Genomic DNA, 18,235 nt, shown 5'->3' on the forward strand with positions numbered 1-18,235 from the left:
ATCATCAACCGCGCTAACCTGGGTATGGAAGTTATGCACGAGCGTAATGCTCACAACTTCCCCTTAGATTTGGCTGCTGGTGATGTTGCTCCTGTTGCACTTACTGCTCCTTCTATCAACGGTTAATCATTAACTAGGTTAAATAAAATCAAAGGCGCTCTCCGAAGGGGGGCGCTTTTTAATGTCGATGATTGGAGGTGGTAAACTTTAAACCCATATTCCGCACTTCAAAATGTATTATCTTGATTTTCAAGAATTATTCCTAATAACCCCCAAGCTTTTAAGAATAAGTACTGAAAATAATCTGTGGTTTTTGTTGTTTATTTAACGATTATCAGGTAGATTTTGGAAACCTACGCGTATTACACGGTGAAGTGCGGAAAGTCGGTTTAAATCTTAGGTCAAATACCTCACCTAGGCATTTTACCAATGAACAACGACGTTGTGATTTTTATTATCAGTGCTGGTTTGCTTGTTATATATCTCGTGTTCTCGGCATTGACTGAGATGGGTACAAAGCTACCTTGGAAGAAGTAGGGAATGGCATGGGGTGATCACTTAGTTTTCCTCAGAACTGGAGGGTTGAATTATGTCCTCAACCTTGAAAGTTTGCCCTGCTACCGTTACTTGGTCGCTTGATATTAATTTCCGTCCTCGTCGGGTTTCAACTGCGTCATTAACTTTCACATCACCATCAATAATCATTAACTTGGCTTGCCCTCCGGTTGTGGCTATACCTACCAACTTTAAAAACTGGTCGAGTTTAATCATGTTGCCTGTCGAAGGTACTTCACGCTGCATATCAACTTAATTTTAGGGTGGTGTGATTGCTCAATTACACCCTCGGTATTATTTAAAAGGATTTTAGTAGATTTTAAAGCTGTGAAAGTGCGATCGCTTATAGTTATAACCGACTTTCCGCACTTCACCGTGTAATACGCGTAGATTTCCAAAATCTACCTGATAATCGTTAAATAAACAACAAAAACCACAGATTATTTTCAGTACTTATTCTTAAAAGCTTGGGGGTTATTAGGAATAATTCTTGAAAATCAAGATAATACATTTTGAAGTGCGGAATATGGGTTATAAGCTAATCGTCATTCAAATTGCACCATTTTCATGGTAATAAAAGCTGCAAACCCTCTCCCCTGTTCCACTTCGGCTAGGCTCAATGACCACCTGCCCCCCTGCGGTCTCAATCTGCAAATTAAATGCTTAATAGCTTACTTCTATGGCGCATCCAATTAAATAATGACTAACAATGATCTTTTCGGACTAGTAGCATCTTACACCTACGCCATTGGTTTATTAGCTTTTGGTGAAGGATTGCGGAGGCTGTTTAGTATCAAGCCAGATTTAACCCGCAAAGTTATTCATATTGGTGCGGGGATGTGGGTTTTTGGTGTACTGCTGCTATTTAAACAGTGGGAAATCGGGATTATCCCCTTTGCAACTTTTATCGGTGTTAATTATTTGCTTTACCGTTATCGAGTTGTTGGTGCAATGGATACTGAGGACAGTTCCCCTGGTACAGTTTATTTTGCAATTTCAGTGACACTACTTTTTGGTTTATTCTGGCGACCGCATGGCTTAGTTGACAATGCTCCCGTTGCAGTCGCTGGTATTATGTCCATGACTTGGGGAGATGCTTTAGCTGCATTAATTGGCAAACGTTTCGGACGACATCAATACCAAGTAGGCTCATCTGTGCGTTCTTGGGAGGGTTCGCTGGCGATGTTTTTAGCTAGTGTAACAGCAATATTTTTAGTACTGCTGTTGTTACCTGCTTCATTCCTTAGCCCTCTATCTGTATCTGTTGGTGTCAAACAGGCTTTGTTAACAGCGTTAGTTAGTGCTAGTTTTGCGACTTTAGTTGAGGCTATCTCACCCCACGGTACAGATAACCTTAGTGTGCCATTAGTAGGAGCAGGAGTGATATGGATATTGATGCAAATAGCCACCTAAAACACTACTTCCGGGTGGCTACATGTTCAACAGACTGGGAACTTAAAACTTCAAACTGTCGCCAACACAAATACAAAGCACGGGGTACATGAAAACAACCCTTCCATTTGCCGCCTTTGAGATTTAATAGCACTTCTCCACGGCGATTGAGGTAGCCGAACCACTCCCCATATTCTGGATCTGCAAAGTGCGTCCAGGCGTAATCGTGCATTTTTTGATACCATTCCCAACAGGCTGCATGTCCTGTTAACTGGTAGCCCATCGCTAATGCAACTAAAGACTCTAGATGTACCCACCACAACTTTTGATCCCATTCCAATTGCTGTGGCGGATGTCCATCTGCATCCATAAAGTAATACAAGCCACCGTATTCTTGATCCCAGGCAAAATTCAAGATATTTAGTACCACATCAACAGCTTGATTAATCGTTTTACTATCGTTTTTCCGGCGGGAGATGTCCATAATAAACCACATGGCTTCGATACCATGACCGGGATTAATCAACCGTCCCTCAAAACAATCAATGTGGGAACCATCAGGGGCGACGTTTTCATACATCAATTTTCGTTCTTGATCGAGGAAATCGCTCATCACTTCCTCAACAGTTGCAGCCAAAACACTCTCCAAGGTTTCACTTGGTAGCAGCCATTCCATTTCGAGAGTTAAATTAGCTAAAATCATCGGCACAGCCAAAGCTTTCATCGGGCGTGTACCTGGATAACTTTTAGTGTATTTCCCTTTGGGATGATCTTTGCGGCGCAAAACATTGTTGTAAGCTTGCATGGCTATATCTTTCGCCCACTCTTCACCAGAAGCTAGAGCATATTGGCTAAAAGCCATTGCTGCAAAGCAATCAGAAAAAATATTGTAAGGCTGTACTAGTGGTTGGCCTTCGCGAGTGAGGGCAAAATACCAATTTCCTTCTGCATCTCTACCATGTTGGGCGAGAAATTTAGCGCCGTTGCTGGCAATTTTAAGCCAGTTTTCGCGTTTTTCTAGCTGACTGTACAGCATGGAAAAAGTCCAGACTTGGCGGTTTTGCAACCAGATAAATTTGTCGGTGTCGTAAACCTGTCCTTCACGATTCAAGCAGGTGAAGTAGCCGCCTTGTTCCAAGTCTAAAGAGTGTTGTTCCCAAAATGGGAGTACGTCATTGAGGAGGGTGTTTTTGTAAAGTTCCGTCAATGTTTTCAAGTCGTACGTCATAATTTTGATCTCCTGATACATAAATTTTTATACGGCACATAATATGTAGTATGTATGGAATTATAGAGCTACAAGTTGTGTTTCATAATTTTCTAAGTTATGGAGTAATTTAATTCGGGGTCTATATTTATAGAGCAAAAGATTACAGCAAGAGCGAGCGCACTGTTCCAAGCTTTTACATCTTCAAAACTCATTGCTATAGATGCGATCGCATGTTCTTCTAGGTACTACTTCACGCGCATACATGGCTAAATCTGCAACCCGCACATTGATAAATTCTGTACCACTAATTGCTGTTTGATGTAATTTGGTCTGGTCGTAGCCAAAAGGCATTAAGTAATACGCTTCACCTATAGGGCTGATAACGATGCCCATAAAAATAGACAATTACCGTAAAATCAGGCGTGATTTAGCTAATTGGTTTAAAGCTGCAAGGATTCCTTCTCGATTTGCCTGTTCTTTAGTCAATAAATGTACCTGTTCAGGTGGATAGCCGCAGCATTCCGTATCTTTGAGGATATTGGCAAGACCAACAGCATCATCTACGGTGTTGGGTAAATCACCGCCAACCCTATCGCTGTAGGTTGCGCTACAGCAGTTTTTGCAGATGTTGGCATGATGGCATCAGGAATTCCCACCAGCAATTTAGGGTTGTCGTCATCCAGATAGGTGCGAGTTTCGACTGCTACATCATATCTGGGTTGCGGATAGGGCGTAAGTGCATCATAAATTGCCACAATCAATCAATCGGTTGTGAAACTCATGCCACAGAGCAAGTAATTCTAGATAGGGGTTCATGCCAGGGAAGGGGGATGGCATTCATGAAACTCCCATAGTGCTACGTAGATATTTTATACTTTTGACTCAATTGCTGGCTGTGATGTGTGTAAAGACTGAGGTAGACACCAATCGGGACGTAAATTAGAGGCGTGACGCAAATAGATGTGGTGAATTGGCGTGGAGGTTGGTAGGTATGCGTGAATTAAGAACCGGATGCAACGTTGTAAACTCCCTTCGACATACATTTGCTGCACATCTAACATAGCTACATTATCCCAACCAGAACGAGTGCGAGCGATCGCAGCGGGAAAAATCGCGTCCAAATCCCGTGTGACAGAGAAAGTCACGCTAATCATATCCTCTGGTTGGATTTGATTTCGTTGTTCCAGTTCATCTAGCAGTTCTGTTACTGCTTCTCCCATTGCTTCAATGGTGTTTTCCGTAACCGTTGTTGCTCCACGAATCGCTCGCATTTGCCAGTCCACGCCAAAATCCTCCTTGAATTAGTATGAGTCAAAAGTCATTAGTAAAAGACTAATGACTTTTGACTGTTGACTATTTTATGGTCGATATAACCACAGTGGCAGACCATTAGTTGACATTTCAAATTCCAACCAATCAGCACTTGCTCCCAATCTTGATGAAACCTGACGACTCCCCGGTAGAATCCGACTTAATAAAGGTTTTGGTTCTTCGAGGGTAAAACATGGGGTTTTTTCGGGGTCAAGACCAACCAGTTCTGCTGTCCAACGACGTGCATCCTCTTCTGTTCCTAGGCGGTCTACAACTCCCAATTCTAAAGCTTGTTGTCCAGTAAAAATCCGGCCATCGGCGAAACTTTTCACAGTTTCTACCGCTAAAGAACGGCCATCGGCTACGGTTTGTACGAACTGCTGGTAAGTTGTGTCAATCAATTCTTGCAGAATGCCTTGTTCTGGTTCAGTTAGTTCCCGATCAAATGCCAAAATGTCTTTGTACGGGCCAGATTTAATGACTTTGAAGGAAACACCGATTTTTTCCAGCAAGCGTTCCAAGTTATTTCCCCGCAGAATTACACCAATGCTCCCGGTAATGGTTCCGGGGTTAGCCATGATGTGTTCGGCTCCCATACCGATGTAGACACCGCCCGAAGCGGAAATATTACCAAAACTAGCGACAATTTTGATTTTTTCACGCAACCGCTTGAGGGCGCTGTAAATTTCTTGGGAATCGACCACTGTTCCTCCAGGACTATCGATGCGTAAAAGTAAAGCGGGAAATTTCTTCTCTTCTACAGTTTTGAGGGATTCTAATACACGTTTGCGAGTAGCACTTGCGATCGCACCAGTAATTTCAATCCGAGCAATTTGTTTACGAAACTTGGATCTAAACGGCCAAACCATGAGCAATCAAAAAACCTCGTATATAATCTCACTATAAAATGCCCAGAGATTAAAGAGATTAAAATGAATGGGCATTCTGCTATTGTGCATTTTATAGCAGACACCGAAAAAACCGCTTTCGACTACCTTTTGCTAGATGTACGCTGCCTGAAAATTTATAGTCTTTTTTATATAATCTCCGTCGTCACAGTTGCTAATTGTTGGCGATCTATAACTTTTAATTACAGTAATAAATTTAACAATATTAATTTGCTACAACAATCCCGAATCAGATTTTATCTAGCTGCTTTAAGGCTTGCTAGAATTGCGTTTTCGACTTTTTATTAGCCGGTCAACACCCGACGATCCCATTTTCTTTACTCAAGAATCTATGCGTAAAATTTGACAACGGTAATAAGCATATGTATCAAACAATGCTCCGACAAACCCCCAAGTCAAAGCAATGATCAACAGTCCACGTATAGGTGTGCCACTGCCAAAAATTGCAAGAAAATGTAATATACCCGTAGCGCTTGCTTCCGTTACTGTTTGTAGTCCGGGAAAGTATCCCATCACAGATAAAATCAGCAATATGCCTCCGACCAAGAACAAGGGAGCAACAAAGCTAAAAATAATCGTGAGTAATAGAGAACGGAGAAAGTTCATCAACAGGGTCATAAAAGACAACCTCCAGGAAGAAATTGCACAACAGCCAAACAGCTATTTGTCATTTTCTACAATACGAGCGATCGCTACCTAGAAGTGAATATGTCAAAAATCTTAAGTTTTCATTAAATAAAAAGACACTAACTACACAAACTGTATTTTGTACTAGCAAGCTGGCAAAGTTATAAAACCCTTACTAATTCAAAGCTTAAGCCCGTGCCACCTGAATACATTACATCACAACAGGTATTGACAAAGCTTTATTTTATGAGAGTAACTTTAAACTAAGTTAACGTAAACCTGATTTCAAAAGATGCAGAGGAGCAGAGTAGGGTGGAAAAAGAAAAAATGATCAATGACAAATAACTATTGACCCTTGACTTTCGCTATTCTTAAGGCAATTACCGAGTTAGCTACAGAACATTGAGCCAGATTACATCTAAATCCAGTTTAGCAGCATGGGGTCAGCGATTGCTGGCAGCGATTTTTCTGGGGGGACAAGTGATAGTTCACCTGCTGCGAGGTAAAATCCATTGGCGTAATACTTCAGAACAAATGGCAGCAGTAGGGCCAGACTCTTTGTTTATTGCCCTGTTAACGGCAATTTTTGTCGGTGCTGTGTTTACCATTCAGGTAGCGCGAGAGTTTATTAACTTTGGCGCGGGGAATCTCGTGGGCGGCGTGCTGGCGGTGGCGTTAACACGGGAACTTTCACCCGTACTAACAGCAGTGGTTTTAGCGGGGCGAGTCGGGTCGGCCTTTGCCGCAGAAATCGGTACTATGCGAGTAACAGAACAAATTGATGCTTTGCTGATTTTAAGAACAGACCCCATAGATTATCTAGTTATTCCGCGCATGATTGCTTGCTGCTTAATGCTGCCAATTTTAACTCTCCTGTCTTTAGTAACAGGTATGTTTGGCGGATTGATCATTGCTACTAATATATATGGATTGGCAGATACAGTATTTCTAGACTCCGCCCGCAACCTGCTGGATACTTGGGATATTTGTAGTGCCTTGGTTAAAGCAGTTTGTTTCGGCTTATTAATCGCTGTTGTTGGTTGCAGTTGGGGCTTGACAACCACAGGCGGCGCTAAAGGTGTAGGACAGTCAACTACAACCGCCGTAGTGACTGCTTTGTTGCTGATATTTGTGAGCAACTTCTTTCTGTCATGGTTAATGTTTCAAGGTGCGGGTAGTGCATTCATACAAGGGTTTGGATAGTGCTGAGTAATAAAAAAGCAGGGGGGAAGGGAGCTCTTAGCAGGGGAGAAAAGCCACCTACAAGGGATGGGATTTTAACCAAGAGTGAAAGGCAAAAGTAAAAAGTAAAAAGTAAAAAGTAAAAAGTTTTTACTTTTTGCCTTTTACCTTTTTACTTCTCGCGCCACAGCGCGAGTGGGGGAGCCTGAACGAAGTTCGGTTTGTACCTACAGTCCCCTCTTCTCCCTGCTCCCTGCCCCCTACCTCTAATCAATTGCCCTACGGACTCCTCCTGCCTGCTCATAGCAAACTCATAGCGCCTAAAATAGGAAACATGTCTACTAACAAAACAGGATTTGAAACAGTGACCAGTTCATTTGCGCCTAACTCCGTAGCAACAGTGGAACTCAAACCTAGTTACAATATCCCTGTTGTGTTGGTGATTACAGCCATTCCCTTACTGATTGTGCAACCTTGGATAGGAGGAGCGATCGCATTTTTTGGCTTATTTCTTTTGTTTCAAACTGTAACACTGCGCTTGCAATTTACCACCACAGACTTAGATATTTACAGAGGTGAAAAGTTAATTCGGCGCTTTCCCTACCAGGAATGGCAAAACTGGCGGATATTCTGGAATGAGTTTCCTGTCCTGTTTTATTTTAAAGAAATTAACAGTATTCACTTTTTACCAATTTTGTTCGACCCTAATACCCTAAAAACTTGCCTGGAAGAACGTTGTCCACGTATTTAGTGCTGAGTCAATTGTTCGCCAGTGCGTTGCGCGAGTTCCCCGCGCAACGCACTGGCGAACCCAAAAGGTTGATGGTCAAAAACTCCAAATAGCAAATAATTTATTCGCGTCATAGGAATTACACTATCGTTTATGAACCCTGATGCCTCTCAAACTCCAGAACCAATAGATGAGTGGTTGGAGCAAATACAACAAGAAAACCCTAAACCAGAAAACTCATCTGTAGAGTCAGTTCTGGAAACAGAAATGCAAGCTTTATCAGTTGACACAAAACCAGGTGACACAAATACAGAATTGGCTGATTCCACAAATGAACCAGTCGCAGAGGTTCCGTTAGCAACTGACACAACTGCATTAGGGTTAGAAACCGAATCACAAAATAATTCCCTATACGCCCAAGCAGAGCAAAGATTAGCTCAGTTGCAACAAACTGAAGCCGGACTCAAAGCCGAAATTGCTACTTTACAAGCAACTTACAGCACGCTGCAAACACAATTGAATGAAACTCAAACTGCACTAGGACGCATTGTTCAAGATTCACTAACGCAACTAGAACAACGCAAACAAGCACTGCAAATTTCCATAGAACAGCTAGAACGCCGTCAAGAACGTATCCGCAATGAAATGCGAACTACTTTTGCCGGAACATCGCAAGACTTAGCAATTCGCGTCCAAGGTTTTAAAGACTATCTCACTGGTAGCTTACAAGATTTAGCAGCCGCTGCGGAGCAGTTACAACTAGTTCCAGAAGTTAGAGAACGCGAAAAGCCCACTGTTAAAGAAACTCAACCTTCAGAAACCCAACCAATTACACCACAATTTGCCCAACAGCAATTTCAAGATACTACAAAGCAAGTTCGCCGCCTAATTGATCAATACCGCAACAAACCAGATTATTATGGGGCTGCTTGGCAACTACGCCGCACCTTTGAACCAGTTCATGCAGAGCGAGTCTCGAATTGGTTTTTTGGACAAGGGGGACGGGGTGCTTTGCGGACAATGGGTAGCCGTTTACAGAATACTTTGATTGCTTCTGCCGTTATTTCGATTCTACACAAACTGTATGGCGATCGCGTCCGTACTCTGGTTTTAGCCAATACACCAGAACGTTTGGGAGAATGGCGGCGAGGTTTGCAAGATTGTTTAGGTATTGGTCGCCCAGATTTTGGCCCTGACCGAGGTGTAGTATTATTTGAAGCCGCAGATGCTTTAGCACAGAAAGCCGAGCGTTTAGTAAAAGCCAATCAACTACCCATAATTATCATTGACGATTCTGAGGAACAAATTAGTTTAGGACTGCTGCAATTTCCTCTGTGGTTGGCATTTGCCCCTGACCCCAAAGCAATGAAAAATTATGATGATGACTTTTAAGTGTAATTAATTTGTTTATTCTTTTGTGAAATCTCCCGACGCTCATCGCAAAGCGATAGAGCGCGGGTTTCTCAGTAACTCCTGCTATTGCATGGGAAATCTCCTGAACTTTGGTTTTAGAGCAGTAGCCGAGGCAGTTAGGACATCGGCCAATGATAAAACTCATGCACTAAAAGACTTTTACCTCTGTCACCAGTTCCCTGTCACCTGTCACCTGTCACCTGTCACCCACTATAACTTTTAAAACCGCCCATTCCCTTGAATAATATGTTTGGCGGTAGTTAGGGTTTCCAGACTAATAAATCCACGACGGTGGCCTTTTTGGTTAGACATACCTAAAAATACAGAGTCTCCGCGAGAAGGGTTACGGGAGAAGCGCGGGGAAGTATTAATGTAAGTAGAAGCGCTGTTGACTCCTAAAGCAAACTGCCGACTTTCTTGATAAGATTCAGTCGCAATACAGTCAGCATGACCACTACTGTATTGATTAATCCAAGCGATCGCAACTTCTAAGCTATCCACTAGTTTAAAGGCGACTGTCTTGGTTAAATAAGGACACCCCCATTCCCCTTCTTTGGCTAGTTGTAATTGGGGAAAAGCTTCGACTAACTCGGCATCACCTTTGATTTCAAAGCCTTTTTCCTTTAAACTATTCCATAGCACCGCTAAGGATGATGGCATAGCTTGACGATGAATTAATACCTTTTCGATCGCATTAACGGGATCGGGTTCACTCTGATGACTATCAATAATCATCCAGCGTACCATCTCTAAGCTGCCATTTAGTGACCAGTAAAGGTAACAGTTGCCCATTGCTGACTTTAAAACTGGGCAAGTTGCTTGTCTCATTACCTGTTGTACTAAGCTGGAACGTCCGTAGGGGATGACTAAGTTAATATACTGGTCTTGAGTGACCAAATCCCTGATAGAAGCTCCATGTTCGGCTGTCACCAGTTCTACACAGCCTGGTGGTAGACCAACTTCTTCAATGGCATTTTGCAATACCTCTGCGATCGCCGCGTTAGAATGACTGGTCTCTGTACTACCCTTAAGAATGATACTATTGCCAGTTTTAATACACAAACCTGCCGCGATCGCTCCTAAATCAGGAAAAGCCTCATAAATAAAACTAATCACTCCCAAAGCCATTAATTGAGAATAACTCTGGGAGTCTTCTGGTTGATAATCAGCGTTCCTCACCCGCCGCAGGGGATCTGAAAGTTCACCCAAGCGTCGCAGTATTTCTACTGTGATTTCTAGTCGTTTCGGGGTGAGTTTCAACCAGTCTAAAATCAACTCTGGCACTGCCATTTCTTTACTGGCTTCTAAATCCAGAGTGTTAGCTTCTAAAATGTCATCAAAAGACCGTTCTAGAGCTTGTGCCATCGCTAACACAGCCCGACTACGGTCTGCTCCCTTTGTAAACCCCAACTTCAGGGAAGCCTGATAAGCGCGTTTAGCGCTCTTCATCGGTTCGGGGTAATCATGTAAAACTTCAACGGTCATTGAGTTAACGTCGGTAGGTAAGCCAGACCATAAGTGCTGGCAGGATTGCCAATAGCACCGCCACCATTGCCCAAGCAATAATGCTGGAACCATTTGCTAATTTCAATGCTAATGGTAACCAGATAATCACTAACACGAAAACAATGCCCAGGGCGATCGGCAGATAGCTTTCTCCCAAGCGTGGATGGACAACATGCCAACCATTTCCCGTCCAGCGCCAAGCTCGCTTGTAGGGATAGGTGGTCGAAAGTTGTTCTAGAACATATCCATTATCTTGGACAACAAAGATTTGTTGACAGCGATCGCAGCCAAATGCTTCGGTAAGGGTAATCGGAACTAACCGTCCCCGACGACGACAGGGACAGGGATATTCCTGGTTAAAATCAATTTTTTCGGGTTTTTGAGGATGCACAAGCGTTCTACTAACTTGAGCGTGTTTTTCATCAGATGGAGAGTTCCATTCCCGGCTTTATGCCTGAGGAGTTGGTTTCTCTCGGAGTCAACTTTTTCTCAACTGTTTATATCAATAACGAAGTCAGGCAAATACTGCCATGATTGACAACAGCATCAATAATCAATTCTAAAAGAATAGGTATATCTATCTATTGTCTTTTTCTGTAGCTGGCAATCTTGTTTAAGGATTTCCCGCTCTTCATCGGTAGCTGTAGTCAAGTTTTTTGGACATTTATTCTGCTTACATATCTAATACAATTTTAAGCTTACGCCGCTACTACTCTGAAAATAAAGTGTTGGAGAAGGCTGTATTTATAGCAGGTGACAGGGAACAGGTGACAGGTGACAGGGTTAAAAGTCTTTTAGTGCATGAGTTTTATCATTGGCCGATGTCCTAACTGCCTTGGCTACTGCTATACAAGCCAGTAATTTTCATAGAACAGCACCTAAATTCTACCTACCGAGGATTAGATAGAAAGCAGGAGACTTTTTCACTCTCTTTTCTTTCACAGGCTAGTACCGCTACGCGGAATTCGTAATTCGTAATTCGTAATTACCTTGCCGCAAGTGTTTGAGACATTTAGAATGGGTGGTTTATTTACGCCATGCTGTACTAGGTTAATTAATTATGTTGCAGCCCCTGGGATGCGAGCATGGCTCTTTACACGCTGCCATTCAACTACAGACTTCTGAAATCTAGTGTAATCTAGCAAAAATGTAATGAACTCAAATGGCCCATTAGTTGTTTGCTTTTAAAAAGCGGGTAACGCGATTCGAACGCGCGACATCAACCTTGGCAAGGTTGCGCTCTACCACTGAGCTATACCCGCAAACTTCACATTAATCATATTCTCAGATATATTTTGATTTGTCAACCCCTAAATTTTAGTCCATAGCCATTGACCAAATGGCATTAATTCCAGGATTGGCAAAGAGGCGTTGACGCGGAGAGATTTTTGAATGAATTTTCCCCGCGTCCCCGCGTTTGGGGATCACCGCGTCGGCTGATATTCCTGGAATTCGGTCATTGACTATTAACTATTGACTCTTGACCATGAGCCGCTGGTAAAGATTGGGGATTTAATGAGTATGGTTCTATAAAATTAGAACGCAATTTCCGCATCAGACTAGCCATTTCTAACGCATTCATAGCATAGTCCCAGCCGTGATTAGCTTTAATACCTGCCCGTTCTAGGGCTTGCTGCATTGTGTCTACTGTCAAAATGCCAAAAATTACCGGGACTCCTGTTTGAAAGCTGGCTGCGGCGATGCCCTTGGCTACTTCCGAAGATACATAATCAAAATGGGGTGTTTGTCCTCGGATAACCGCACCCAGACAAATGATTGCGTCATAACGCTGGGAAAGTGCTAGTTGACGTGCAACAATTGGCACTTCAAAACTTCCCGGAACCCAAACATAATCTACTTGATTACCGTGGGGATTTGGATCTACACCATGACGTTTTAAGCAATCTTGACATCCTTCAAGCAACTTTGCAGTAACAAGGTCATTGAATCGACCAATAACCACTGCGAAATGCAAGGGTTCAGTTTGAGTAAAAGTTCCCTCGAAAACTGCCATGACTGCCTCTTAATCAACTATACTCTTGTCAATATACATTCCTTCTTTCCAGATGGCTGAGGTGAAGCGCACAATCAGCTATCCAAAATAAGGAAAAAGGTAAATTACTCAATCTACCTTTTTCTTTTGCTATCAGCTTTATGCTATTGTTTTGAACCAGTGCCGAGCGATCGCCTAGACCACAAAAAAGTTTAATACACCAACCAACAGAACCAAAGCGATCCACACTCCAGAACCCAGCCACAGTAATCTTTTCGATTCAACCCAGTTTTGTGGGGTAGCATAGGCAACAGGAACGCCAACAACCAGTACAAAAGACATCAAAACGAGAGCTATTAAAGCGAACTGGAATATTATGGTCATTTTTGCTTCTCCCAAGACAGCGTAATACTAAAGATAGAATATCCTAAAGGGCGACACCGACAGTTTTTCCTTATTTTTTAACCTAGCAGAAATTGTTACACTTTGGTCAATAGTCCATAGCCCAAATATTGACTATGGACTATTGAGTAATGACTATGGATTATGGATTTAATTCTTTGTCACACAACAGCTGATTTTGATGCCCTAGGGGCGGCGGTAGGTCTGACATGCTTGCTACCGGGAAGTAAGATTGTCCTGACAGGGGGCGCACATCCACCTGTGAGAGATTTTTTGGCGTTACATCGGGATGAGTATCCGCTCATTGAAAGACGTTCAGTGAATCCCCAAACAATTCGCTCGATCACAGTGGTGGATACACAACACCGCGATCGCCTGGGTAAAGCTGCTGAATGGTTAGATTTACCCAATTTGAAAGAAATTATAGTGTATGACCATCACTTAGGGCAAGTGGGGGATATTCCGGCGACGCTAGAGCATATTGCCCCGGTGGGAGCCACTACAACTTTAATGGTGGAGCAGTTGCAACAACAGCAAATCTCTCTGACACCTGCCCAAGCCACAGTCATGGCTTTAGGTATCCATGTTGATACAGGTTCTTTGACTTATGACCAAGCAACAGCCAGGGATGCTTTAGCTTTGGCTTGGTTGATGCAGCAAGGAGCTAGTTTAGCAGTAATTTCTACTTACCGTGATCCTGGTTTATCACCCCAGTTGCAGCAGTTATTAACGACAGCGTTGCAAGAGTTAGAATATCTCTGCTTGCGTGGTTATACCATTGCTTGGGTTATTTTAAAAACAGATGGATTTGTCCCAGGGTTATCGAGTTTAGCGTCGCAACTGGTAGAGTTAAGCGAAATTAATGCTTTACTACTGGCAAACGAATATCCATTAGGGGAAGATGATTCACGATTGACTGTGATTGGGCGATCGCAAATTCCTGGTGTCAATCTTAACTTGTTATTCCAACCCTTGGGTGGTGGGGGACATTCCCAAGCTGCATCACTCAACCTCCGGGGAGTAAATGTACACGCAACTTTAGAACAACTTCTAGAAGAGTTAAAAGCTGCCATTCCCCATCCTCCCACCGCCAGGGATTTGATGTCCTCCCCAGTTCGCACTATTCGCCCCGATACCACCATTGCAGAAGCACAGCGGATTTTATTACGTTACGGACATTCTGGTTTATCTGTAGTCGATGCTCAAGGACAGTTGGTAGGAATTATTTCTCGTCGAGATTTAGATATCGCCTTTCACCACGGCTTTAGTCATGCGCCAGTCAAGGGTTACATGACGATCAATCTCAAAACCATCACACCAGATACTACATTGCCACAAATCGAGTCCCTGATGGTGACTTATGACATCGGGCGCTTACCAGTTTTAGAAGATGGGCAACTAGTCGGTATTGTCACCCGTACAGATGTCCTACGAGAACTACATCAAAACAGTGACGAGTTTAAAGACCTCAAAACTCAGCACACTGCTCAACTCCCGCTTCCGCTAACAGCACTTAGCATAGCGTCACGTCTTGCACCTCAACTGTGGCAATTGCTGACAATAGCATCCCAAGAAGCAGAAAAACGGGGTTGGCATCTTTATCTTGTTGGTGGTGCTGTGCGAGACTTGCTATTAGCAAAAGCAGCAGACACATTAATGATTAAAGATATTGATTTAGTTGTCGATGGCTTTCACAAATCGGCAGATGTCGGTGCTGGCGTGGAACTAGCAAAAGCTTTGCAAGAACTTTACCCATCTGCACGTTTAGAAATTCACGGCGCTTTTCAAACTGCGGCTTTGTTATGGCACAAAGACCCAGAGTTAGACTCATTGTGGGTGGATATTGCCACCGCTAGGACAGAATTTTATCCTTACCCGGCTGCAAATCCTGAAGTTGAGGCGAGTTCCATTCGTCAAGATTTATATCGCCGAGATTTTACCATTAACGCATTGGCACTGCGGTTAACTTCTCCCCGCGCTGGAGAATTACTCGATTTCTTTGGCGGGTTACTTGATTTACAAGCAAAGCAAATTCGAGTTTTACACGCCAACAGTTTTATTGAAGATCCTACCAGAATTTATCGCGGTGTGCGCTTTGCCGTCCGCTTTGGATTTCAATTTGAACCGCGAACAGAAGAATATATTCGCTACGCTATCAACAGTGGTGTTTACGATCGCACTGCTCAAAATAATAGCAAAACCCCAGCCCTGCAAACTCGGCTGAAAACAGAATTAAAACATATCTTAGAAGCCTCTTACTGGAAATCGGCTTTGCAATTACTCGATAACTTACAGGCTTTGCAGTGCATTCATCCCACTCTGACTTTAGATGCAGAACTCCTACGCCAACTGCGGCTATTAGAACGCTGTCTGCAACGATTTGATCCTCAACCCACCTTGATACACTGGCAAATGCGCCTAGAAGCCTTAATTGCCCACCTAGCACCAAAATATAGGGCAAAGGTGGCACAAAATCTGCAATTACAAGAGGATGGTATTCAACGTTTACAAAACCTAGCCCTAGCCCAAGCAGAAGTTATAGAATTCTTAACCCAGTCTCAGCGCCCCAGTCAAGTAGTGCAGTTGCTGAGAAAGTATGACTTGCCAATGCTGATTTTAATCGCCTTGCAAAGCCCGCGATCGCTCAGACAACAAATCTGGCATTACTTAACTGTATTGGCTCACATCCAACCAATTTTAAACGGTAATGACCTGAAGAATTTAGGCTACAAACCAGGCCCCCTATATCGCCAAATCCTGGATGATCTCCTTGTAGTCACCTTAGATGGATTAATTAAAAATAAAACCGAAGCAGAACAATTTTTAATCAAACATTATCCTAAATAAGATGAGTTATCTTTGTTAGCCCTGGGGCATAATACACTCTGGACTGTTGTGCCGAGGGTTGTTTACCAAGTTGCTCACTGGGTAGGTAGTCATCGCTTCCGCAGGATAGGGACGTAATAACGGCTGAAGTTTCTCTGGGGTTTGCACTTGAGTATCTAACCACAAATCATAATCTTGGGGAGCCAAAATCACGGGCATACGATCATGAATTGGTTGTAGTAATTCGTTAGCTGTTGTTGTCACAATCGTACAAGAGACAATTTTTTCTTCCCCAGGGGATTGCCATACTTCCCATAACCCCGCAAAACCGAAGGGTTGTCCATCTTGAAGCCGAAAATAGAATGGTTGCTTTTTACCTTGTTGTTGTTGCCATTCATAAAAGCCATCAGCTAACACCAAACAGCGGCGGCGCTTGAAAGCTGCTCGAAAAGCAGGTTTTTCTGCCACTGTTTCTGCCCTAGCGTTGATCAGCTTGACCCCCATTTTTGCATCTTTTGCCCAAGAAGGAATCAACCCCCAACGTAACTGCTGAAATTCATACTTGTTACTTGTGGTGTCATGTAGCACTGTTGGCACCATTTGAGTAGGTGCAATGTTGTATTGAGCCGCTAAATCTGGAATTTGCGGTAGATGAAAAGCCTTGGCTAGGGCGGCGGCTGACTGATTTAAAGTAAATCTTCCACACATATTTTTATTTCCCAGCAATGAATTAAATTAAACATTTAAATCTTGGAAATACCAAAAACCATTAATACTTTATTTTTTATTTTTTCAGATAATTCTATTTTGTATGAAGATGGATAAAAGAAAAAAAATATCCTGTTCTTTCCGAATTATTTTGTAAGATATTGTATTTTAGAGCCTCATTTCTCTATATACTCTTCACCACTTTTTTGGCATGGAAACGCTGCGTTTGTACGATTTTTTACCCTCTGGTAATGGTTATAAGATACGTCTTTTATTGTCACAAATGGGCATTCCCTTTGAAAGAATAGAGGTTAACATCTTAAAAGGAGAAAGCCGTTCCTCAGAATTCTTAAGTAAAAATCCTAACGGTAAGATACCTATTTTAGAAGTTGAACCAGGGAAATACTTAGCAGAGTCAAATGCTATATTAGTGTATCTCAGTGAATACACAGAATTTCTACCCTACGATCGCTTTTTAAAAGCACAAGTTCTACAATGGTTATTTTTTGAACAATATAGTCATGAACCCTATATTGCTACATCAAGATTTTGGATCTCAATTTTAGGTAAAGCTGAAGAATATCAAGCAGCTTTAGAACAAAAGCGTGAACAGGGTTATGCAGCACTCAAGGTGATGGAAAACCATCTCCAATCTCACCTCTATTTTGTCGGCGATCGCTATACGATTGCTGATATTGCCTTGTTTGCTTATACCCATGTAGCTGATGAAGGTGGTTTTGATTTATCGAACTTTCCTGCTGTTCAAAGATGGCTAGAACTAATCAAATCTCAGCCTGGATATATTCGTATTACACAAGAGTTGATGCCACAAGAGGCAGAATTCTGCTAAATCAATTTCTGTTGATTGTTCCCTAGGTAACTTGGGAACAGATACTTCAATTTTTATAGAATTTTTCTTAACATTCAACACTTTTGAATTGGATACTATGCGTAAAAACGAAAAGAAAGCAGCAATGTCCTTGGAGGATAAATCAGAAAAAGAGGAAGATTAGCGGGATTACATAATTAGCAAGTATAGCCTAATAAAAAATGAATATTCCTTGAACGAAGAGCCAAAAGACAGATTGAAATCTGTCCATTCAGTTTCTCTCATTCTCGCAAAGATGTACTCCTTGAAAGAAAAATTTAGAGACATATTTGAATCCTCTACATTTTGGGGAGATATTATAATTCATTTATTAGATTGGATGCACGATGCCTTGTTGTATTGTCCCAAAACTATAGGAACAATGATTAGATGGTTTGGCAAAATAGTCGGTTATTCTGATGGCAGAACTACCAGTGGTACTGTAGAAGGAATTAATAATAAACTCAAGCTGATTAGCCCTCTTCTGTCACTTTCCGAGTATTCTGAATAAAAGGATGAAAAGAAAAAACTCTGGAAGGAAAGTAGGGCAATGGATGTAGAATTACAAATTCTTAAACATTTGGCAAGAGATCCTCATCCAACA

The 18,235-nt window shown here is 42.4% G+C and carries 19 protein-coding genes, 1 tRNA gene and 2 pseudogenes; 8 read left to right on the forward strand and 14 right to left on the reverse strand.

Annotated features, from left to right (window positions below; all coding sequences use genetic code 11):
• A pseudogene (locus IQ259_RS24140) lies at positions 1-126 on the forward strand (photosystem II q(b) protein); the annotation flags it as partial.
• A gap of 432 nt (positions 127-558) precedes the next feature.
• Here the strand turns inward: IQ259_RS24140 and IQ259_RS24145 are convergent.
• Positions 559-771 (reverse strand): RNA-binding S4 domain-containing protein, encoded by a 213-nt coding sequence (locus tag IQ259_RS24145; RefSeq protein ID WP_193888566.1) that lies wholly within the window; start codon positions 769-771, stop codon positions 559-561.
• Between the two features lie 483 nt (positions 772-1,254).
• Here IQ259_RS24145 and IQ259_RS24150 point away from each other — a divergent pair, with 483 nt between their 5' ends.
• Complete coding sequence (locus IQ259_RS24150; protein WP_193888552.1) at positions 1,255-1,968, forward strand: diacylglycerol/polyprenol kinase family protein; 714 nt, start codon at positions 1,255-1,257, stop codon at positions 1,966-1,968.
• 4 nt (positions 1,969-1,972) lie between these two features.
• Here the strand turns inward: IQ259_RS24150 and IQ259_RS24155 are convergent, their stop codons facing one another.
• The 7 genes from IQ259_RS24155 to IQ259_RS24180 form a co-directional block, all read right to left on the reverse strand.
• Complete coding sequence (locus tag IQ259_RS24155; protein WP_193888553.1) at positions 1,973-3,175, reverse strand: AGE family epimerase/isomerase; 1,203 nt, start codon at positions 3,173-3,175, stop codon at positions 1,973-1,975.
• A gap of 183 nt (positions 3,176-3,358) precedes the next feature.
• A complete protein-coding gene (locus IQ259_RS27345) occupies positions 3,359-3,550 on the reverse strand; it encodes a hypothetical protein (protein WP_228014751.1) in 192 nt (63 codons plus the stop codon).
• Positions 3,551-3,717: 167 nt separating this feature from the next.
• Entirely contained in the window at positions 3,718-3,912 is a 195-nt protein-coding gene (locus tag IQ259_RS24165; RefSeq protein ID WP_339383987.1) for a DUF4058 family protein, read from the reverse strand.
• Complete coding sequence (locus tag IQ259_RS27660) at positions 3,899-3,994, reverse strand: DUF4058 family protein (RefSeq protein WP_339383988.1); 96 nt, start codon at positions 3,992-3,994, stop codon at positions 3,899-3,901. The genes IQ259_RS24165 and IQ259_RS27660 overlap by 14 nt, the downstream gene beginning before the upstream one ends.
• A 32-nt stretch (positions 3,995-4,026) precedes the next feature.
• A complete protein-coding gene (gene aroH, locus IQ259_RS24170) occupies positions 4,027-4,440 on the reverse strand; it encodes a chorismate mutase (RefSeq protein ID WP_193888554.1) in 414 nt (137 codons plus the stop codon).
• 75 nt (positions 4,441-4,515) lie between these two features.
• Positions 4,516-5,337, reverse strand: a complete 822-nt coding sequence (sppA, locus tag IQ259_RS24175) for a signal peptide peptidase SppA (protein WP_193888555.1) — start codon at positions 5,335-5,337, stop codon at positions 4,516-4,518.
• A 360-nt stretch (positions 5,338-5,697) separates the two neighbouring features.
• Positions 5,698-5,994, reverse strand: coding sequence for a hypothetical protein (locus tag IQ259_RS24180; RefSeq protein WP_193888556.1), 297 nt, complete (start codon positions 5,992-5,994; stop codon positions 5,698-5,700).
• A 411-nt stretch (positions 5,995-6,405) separates the two neighbouring features.
• Here IQ259_RS24180 and IQ259_RS24185 point away from each other — a divergent pair, with 411 nt between their 5' ends.
• The 3 genes from IQ259_RS24185 to IQ259_RS24195 all read left to right on the forward strand — a co-directional run bounded on the left by IQ259_RS24185 (position 6,406) and on the right by IQ259_RS24195 (position 9,307).
• The gene (locus tag IQ259_RS24185) at positions 6,406-7,206 is read left to right on the forward strand and encodes an MlaE family lipid ABC transporter permease subunit (RefSeq protein WP_193888557.1); all 801 of its coding nucleotides are present in this window, start codon (positions 6,406-6,408) and stop codon (positions 7,204-7,206) included.
• 313 nt (positions 7,207-7,519) lie between these two features.
• Positions 7,520-7,936, forward strand: a complete 417-nt coding sequence (locus IQ259_RS24190; RefSeq protein WP_193888558.1) for a DUF3119 family protein — start codon at positions 7,520-7,522, stop codon at positions 7,934-7,936.
• Between the two features lie 132 nt (positions 7,937-8,068).
• Entirely contained in the window at positions 8,069-9,307 is a 1,239-nt protein-coding gene (locus IQ259_RS24195) for a DUF3086 domain-containing protein (protein ID WP_193888559.1), read from the forward strand.
• A 240-nt stretch (positions 9,308-9,547) separates the two neighbouring features.
• Here the strand turns inward: IQ259_RS24195 and IQ259_RS24200 are convergent, their stop codons facing one another.
• The 5 genes from IQ259_RS24200 to psbZ form a co-directional block, all read right to left on the reverse strand.
• On the reverse strand, positions 9,548-10,813 hold the full coding sequence (locus IQ259_RS24200) for a glutamate-5-semialdehyde dehydrogenase (RefSeq protein ID WP_193888567.1): 1,266 nt from the start codon (positions 10,811-10,813) through the stop codon (positions 9,548-9,550).
• Positions 10,814-10,817: 4 nt separating this feature from the next.
• A complete protein-coding gene (locus IQ259_RS24205) occupies positions 10,818-11,225 on the reverse strand; it encodes a hypothetical protein (RefSeq protein ID WP_193888560.1) in 408 nt (135 codons plus the stop codon).
• A 799-nt stretch (positions 11,226-12,024) separates the two neighbouring features.
• Positions 12,025-12,096 (reverse strand) — tRNA-Gly (locus IQ259_RS24210).
• A 194-nt stretch (positions 12,097-12,290) separates the two neighbouring features.
• On the reverse strand, positions 12,291-12,848 hold the full coding sequence (ribH, locus tag IQ259_RS24215; protein WP_193888561.1) for a 6,7-dimethyl-8-ribityllumazine synthase: 558 nt from the start codon (positions 12,846-12,848) through the stop codon (positions 12,291-12,293).
• Positions 12,849-13,022: 174 nt separating this feature from the next.
• The gene (gene psbZ, locus IQ259_RS24220; RefSeq protein WP_193888562.1) at positions 13,023-13,211 is read right to left on the reverse strand and encodes a photosystem II reaction center protein PsbZ; all 189 of its coding nucleotides are present in this window, start codon (positions 13,209-13,211) and stop codon (positions 13,023-13,025) included.
• A gap of 162 nt (positions 13,212-13,373) precedes the next feature.
• On the opposite strand from psbZ, the gene IQ259_RS24225 reads away from it, so the two are divergent.
• Positions 13,374-16,076, forward strand: a complete 2,703-nt coding sequence (locus IQ259_RS24225) for a CBS domain-containing protein (RefSeq protein ID WP_193888563.1) — start codon at positions 13,374-13,376, stop codon at positions 16,074-16,076.
• Positions 16,077-16,091: 15 nt separating this feature from the next.
• Here IQ259_RS24225 and IQ259_RS24230 read toward each other — a convergent pair whose 3' ends face one another.
• A complete protein-coding gene (locus IQ259_RS24230) occupies positions 16,092-16,763 on the reverse strand; it encodes an SOS response-associated peptidase (protein ID WP_193888564.1) in 672 nt (223 codons plus the stop codon).
• Positions 16,764-16,974: 211 nt separating this feature from the next.
• Between IQ259_RS24230 and IQ259_RS24235 the strand changes: the two genes are divergently transcribed.
• On the forward strand, positions 16,975-17,613 hold the full coding sequence (locus IQ259_RS24235; protein WP_193888565.1) for a glutathione S-transferase family protein: 639 nt from the start codon (positions 16,975-16,977) through the stop codon (positions 17,611-17,613).
• An 85-nt stretch (positions 17,614-17,698) separates the two neighbouring features.
• A pseudogene (locus IQ259_RS24240) lies at positions 17,699-18,115 on the forward strand (transposase); the annotation flags it as partial.
• Between the last annotated feature and the right edge of the window lie 120 nt (positions 18,116-18,235).

Origin of the sequence: Fortiea sp. LEGE XX443 (assembly GCF_015206815.1) — a bacterium.
Classification (GTDB): Bacteria; Cyanobacteriota; Cyanobacteriia; order Cyanobacteriales; family Nostocaceae; genus Nostoc_B.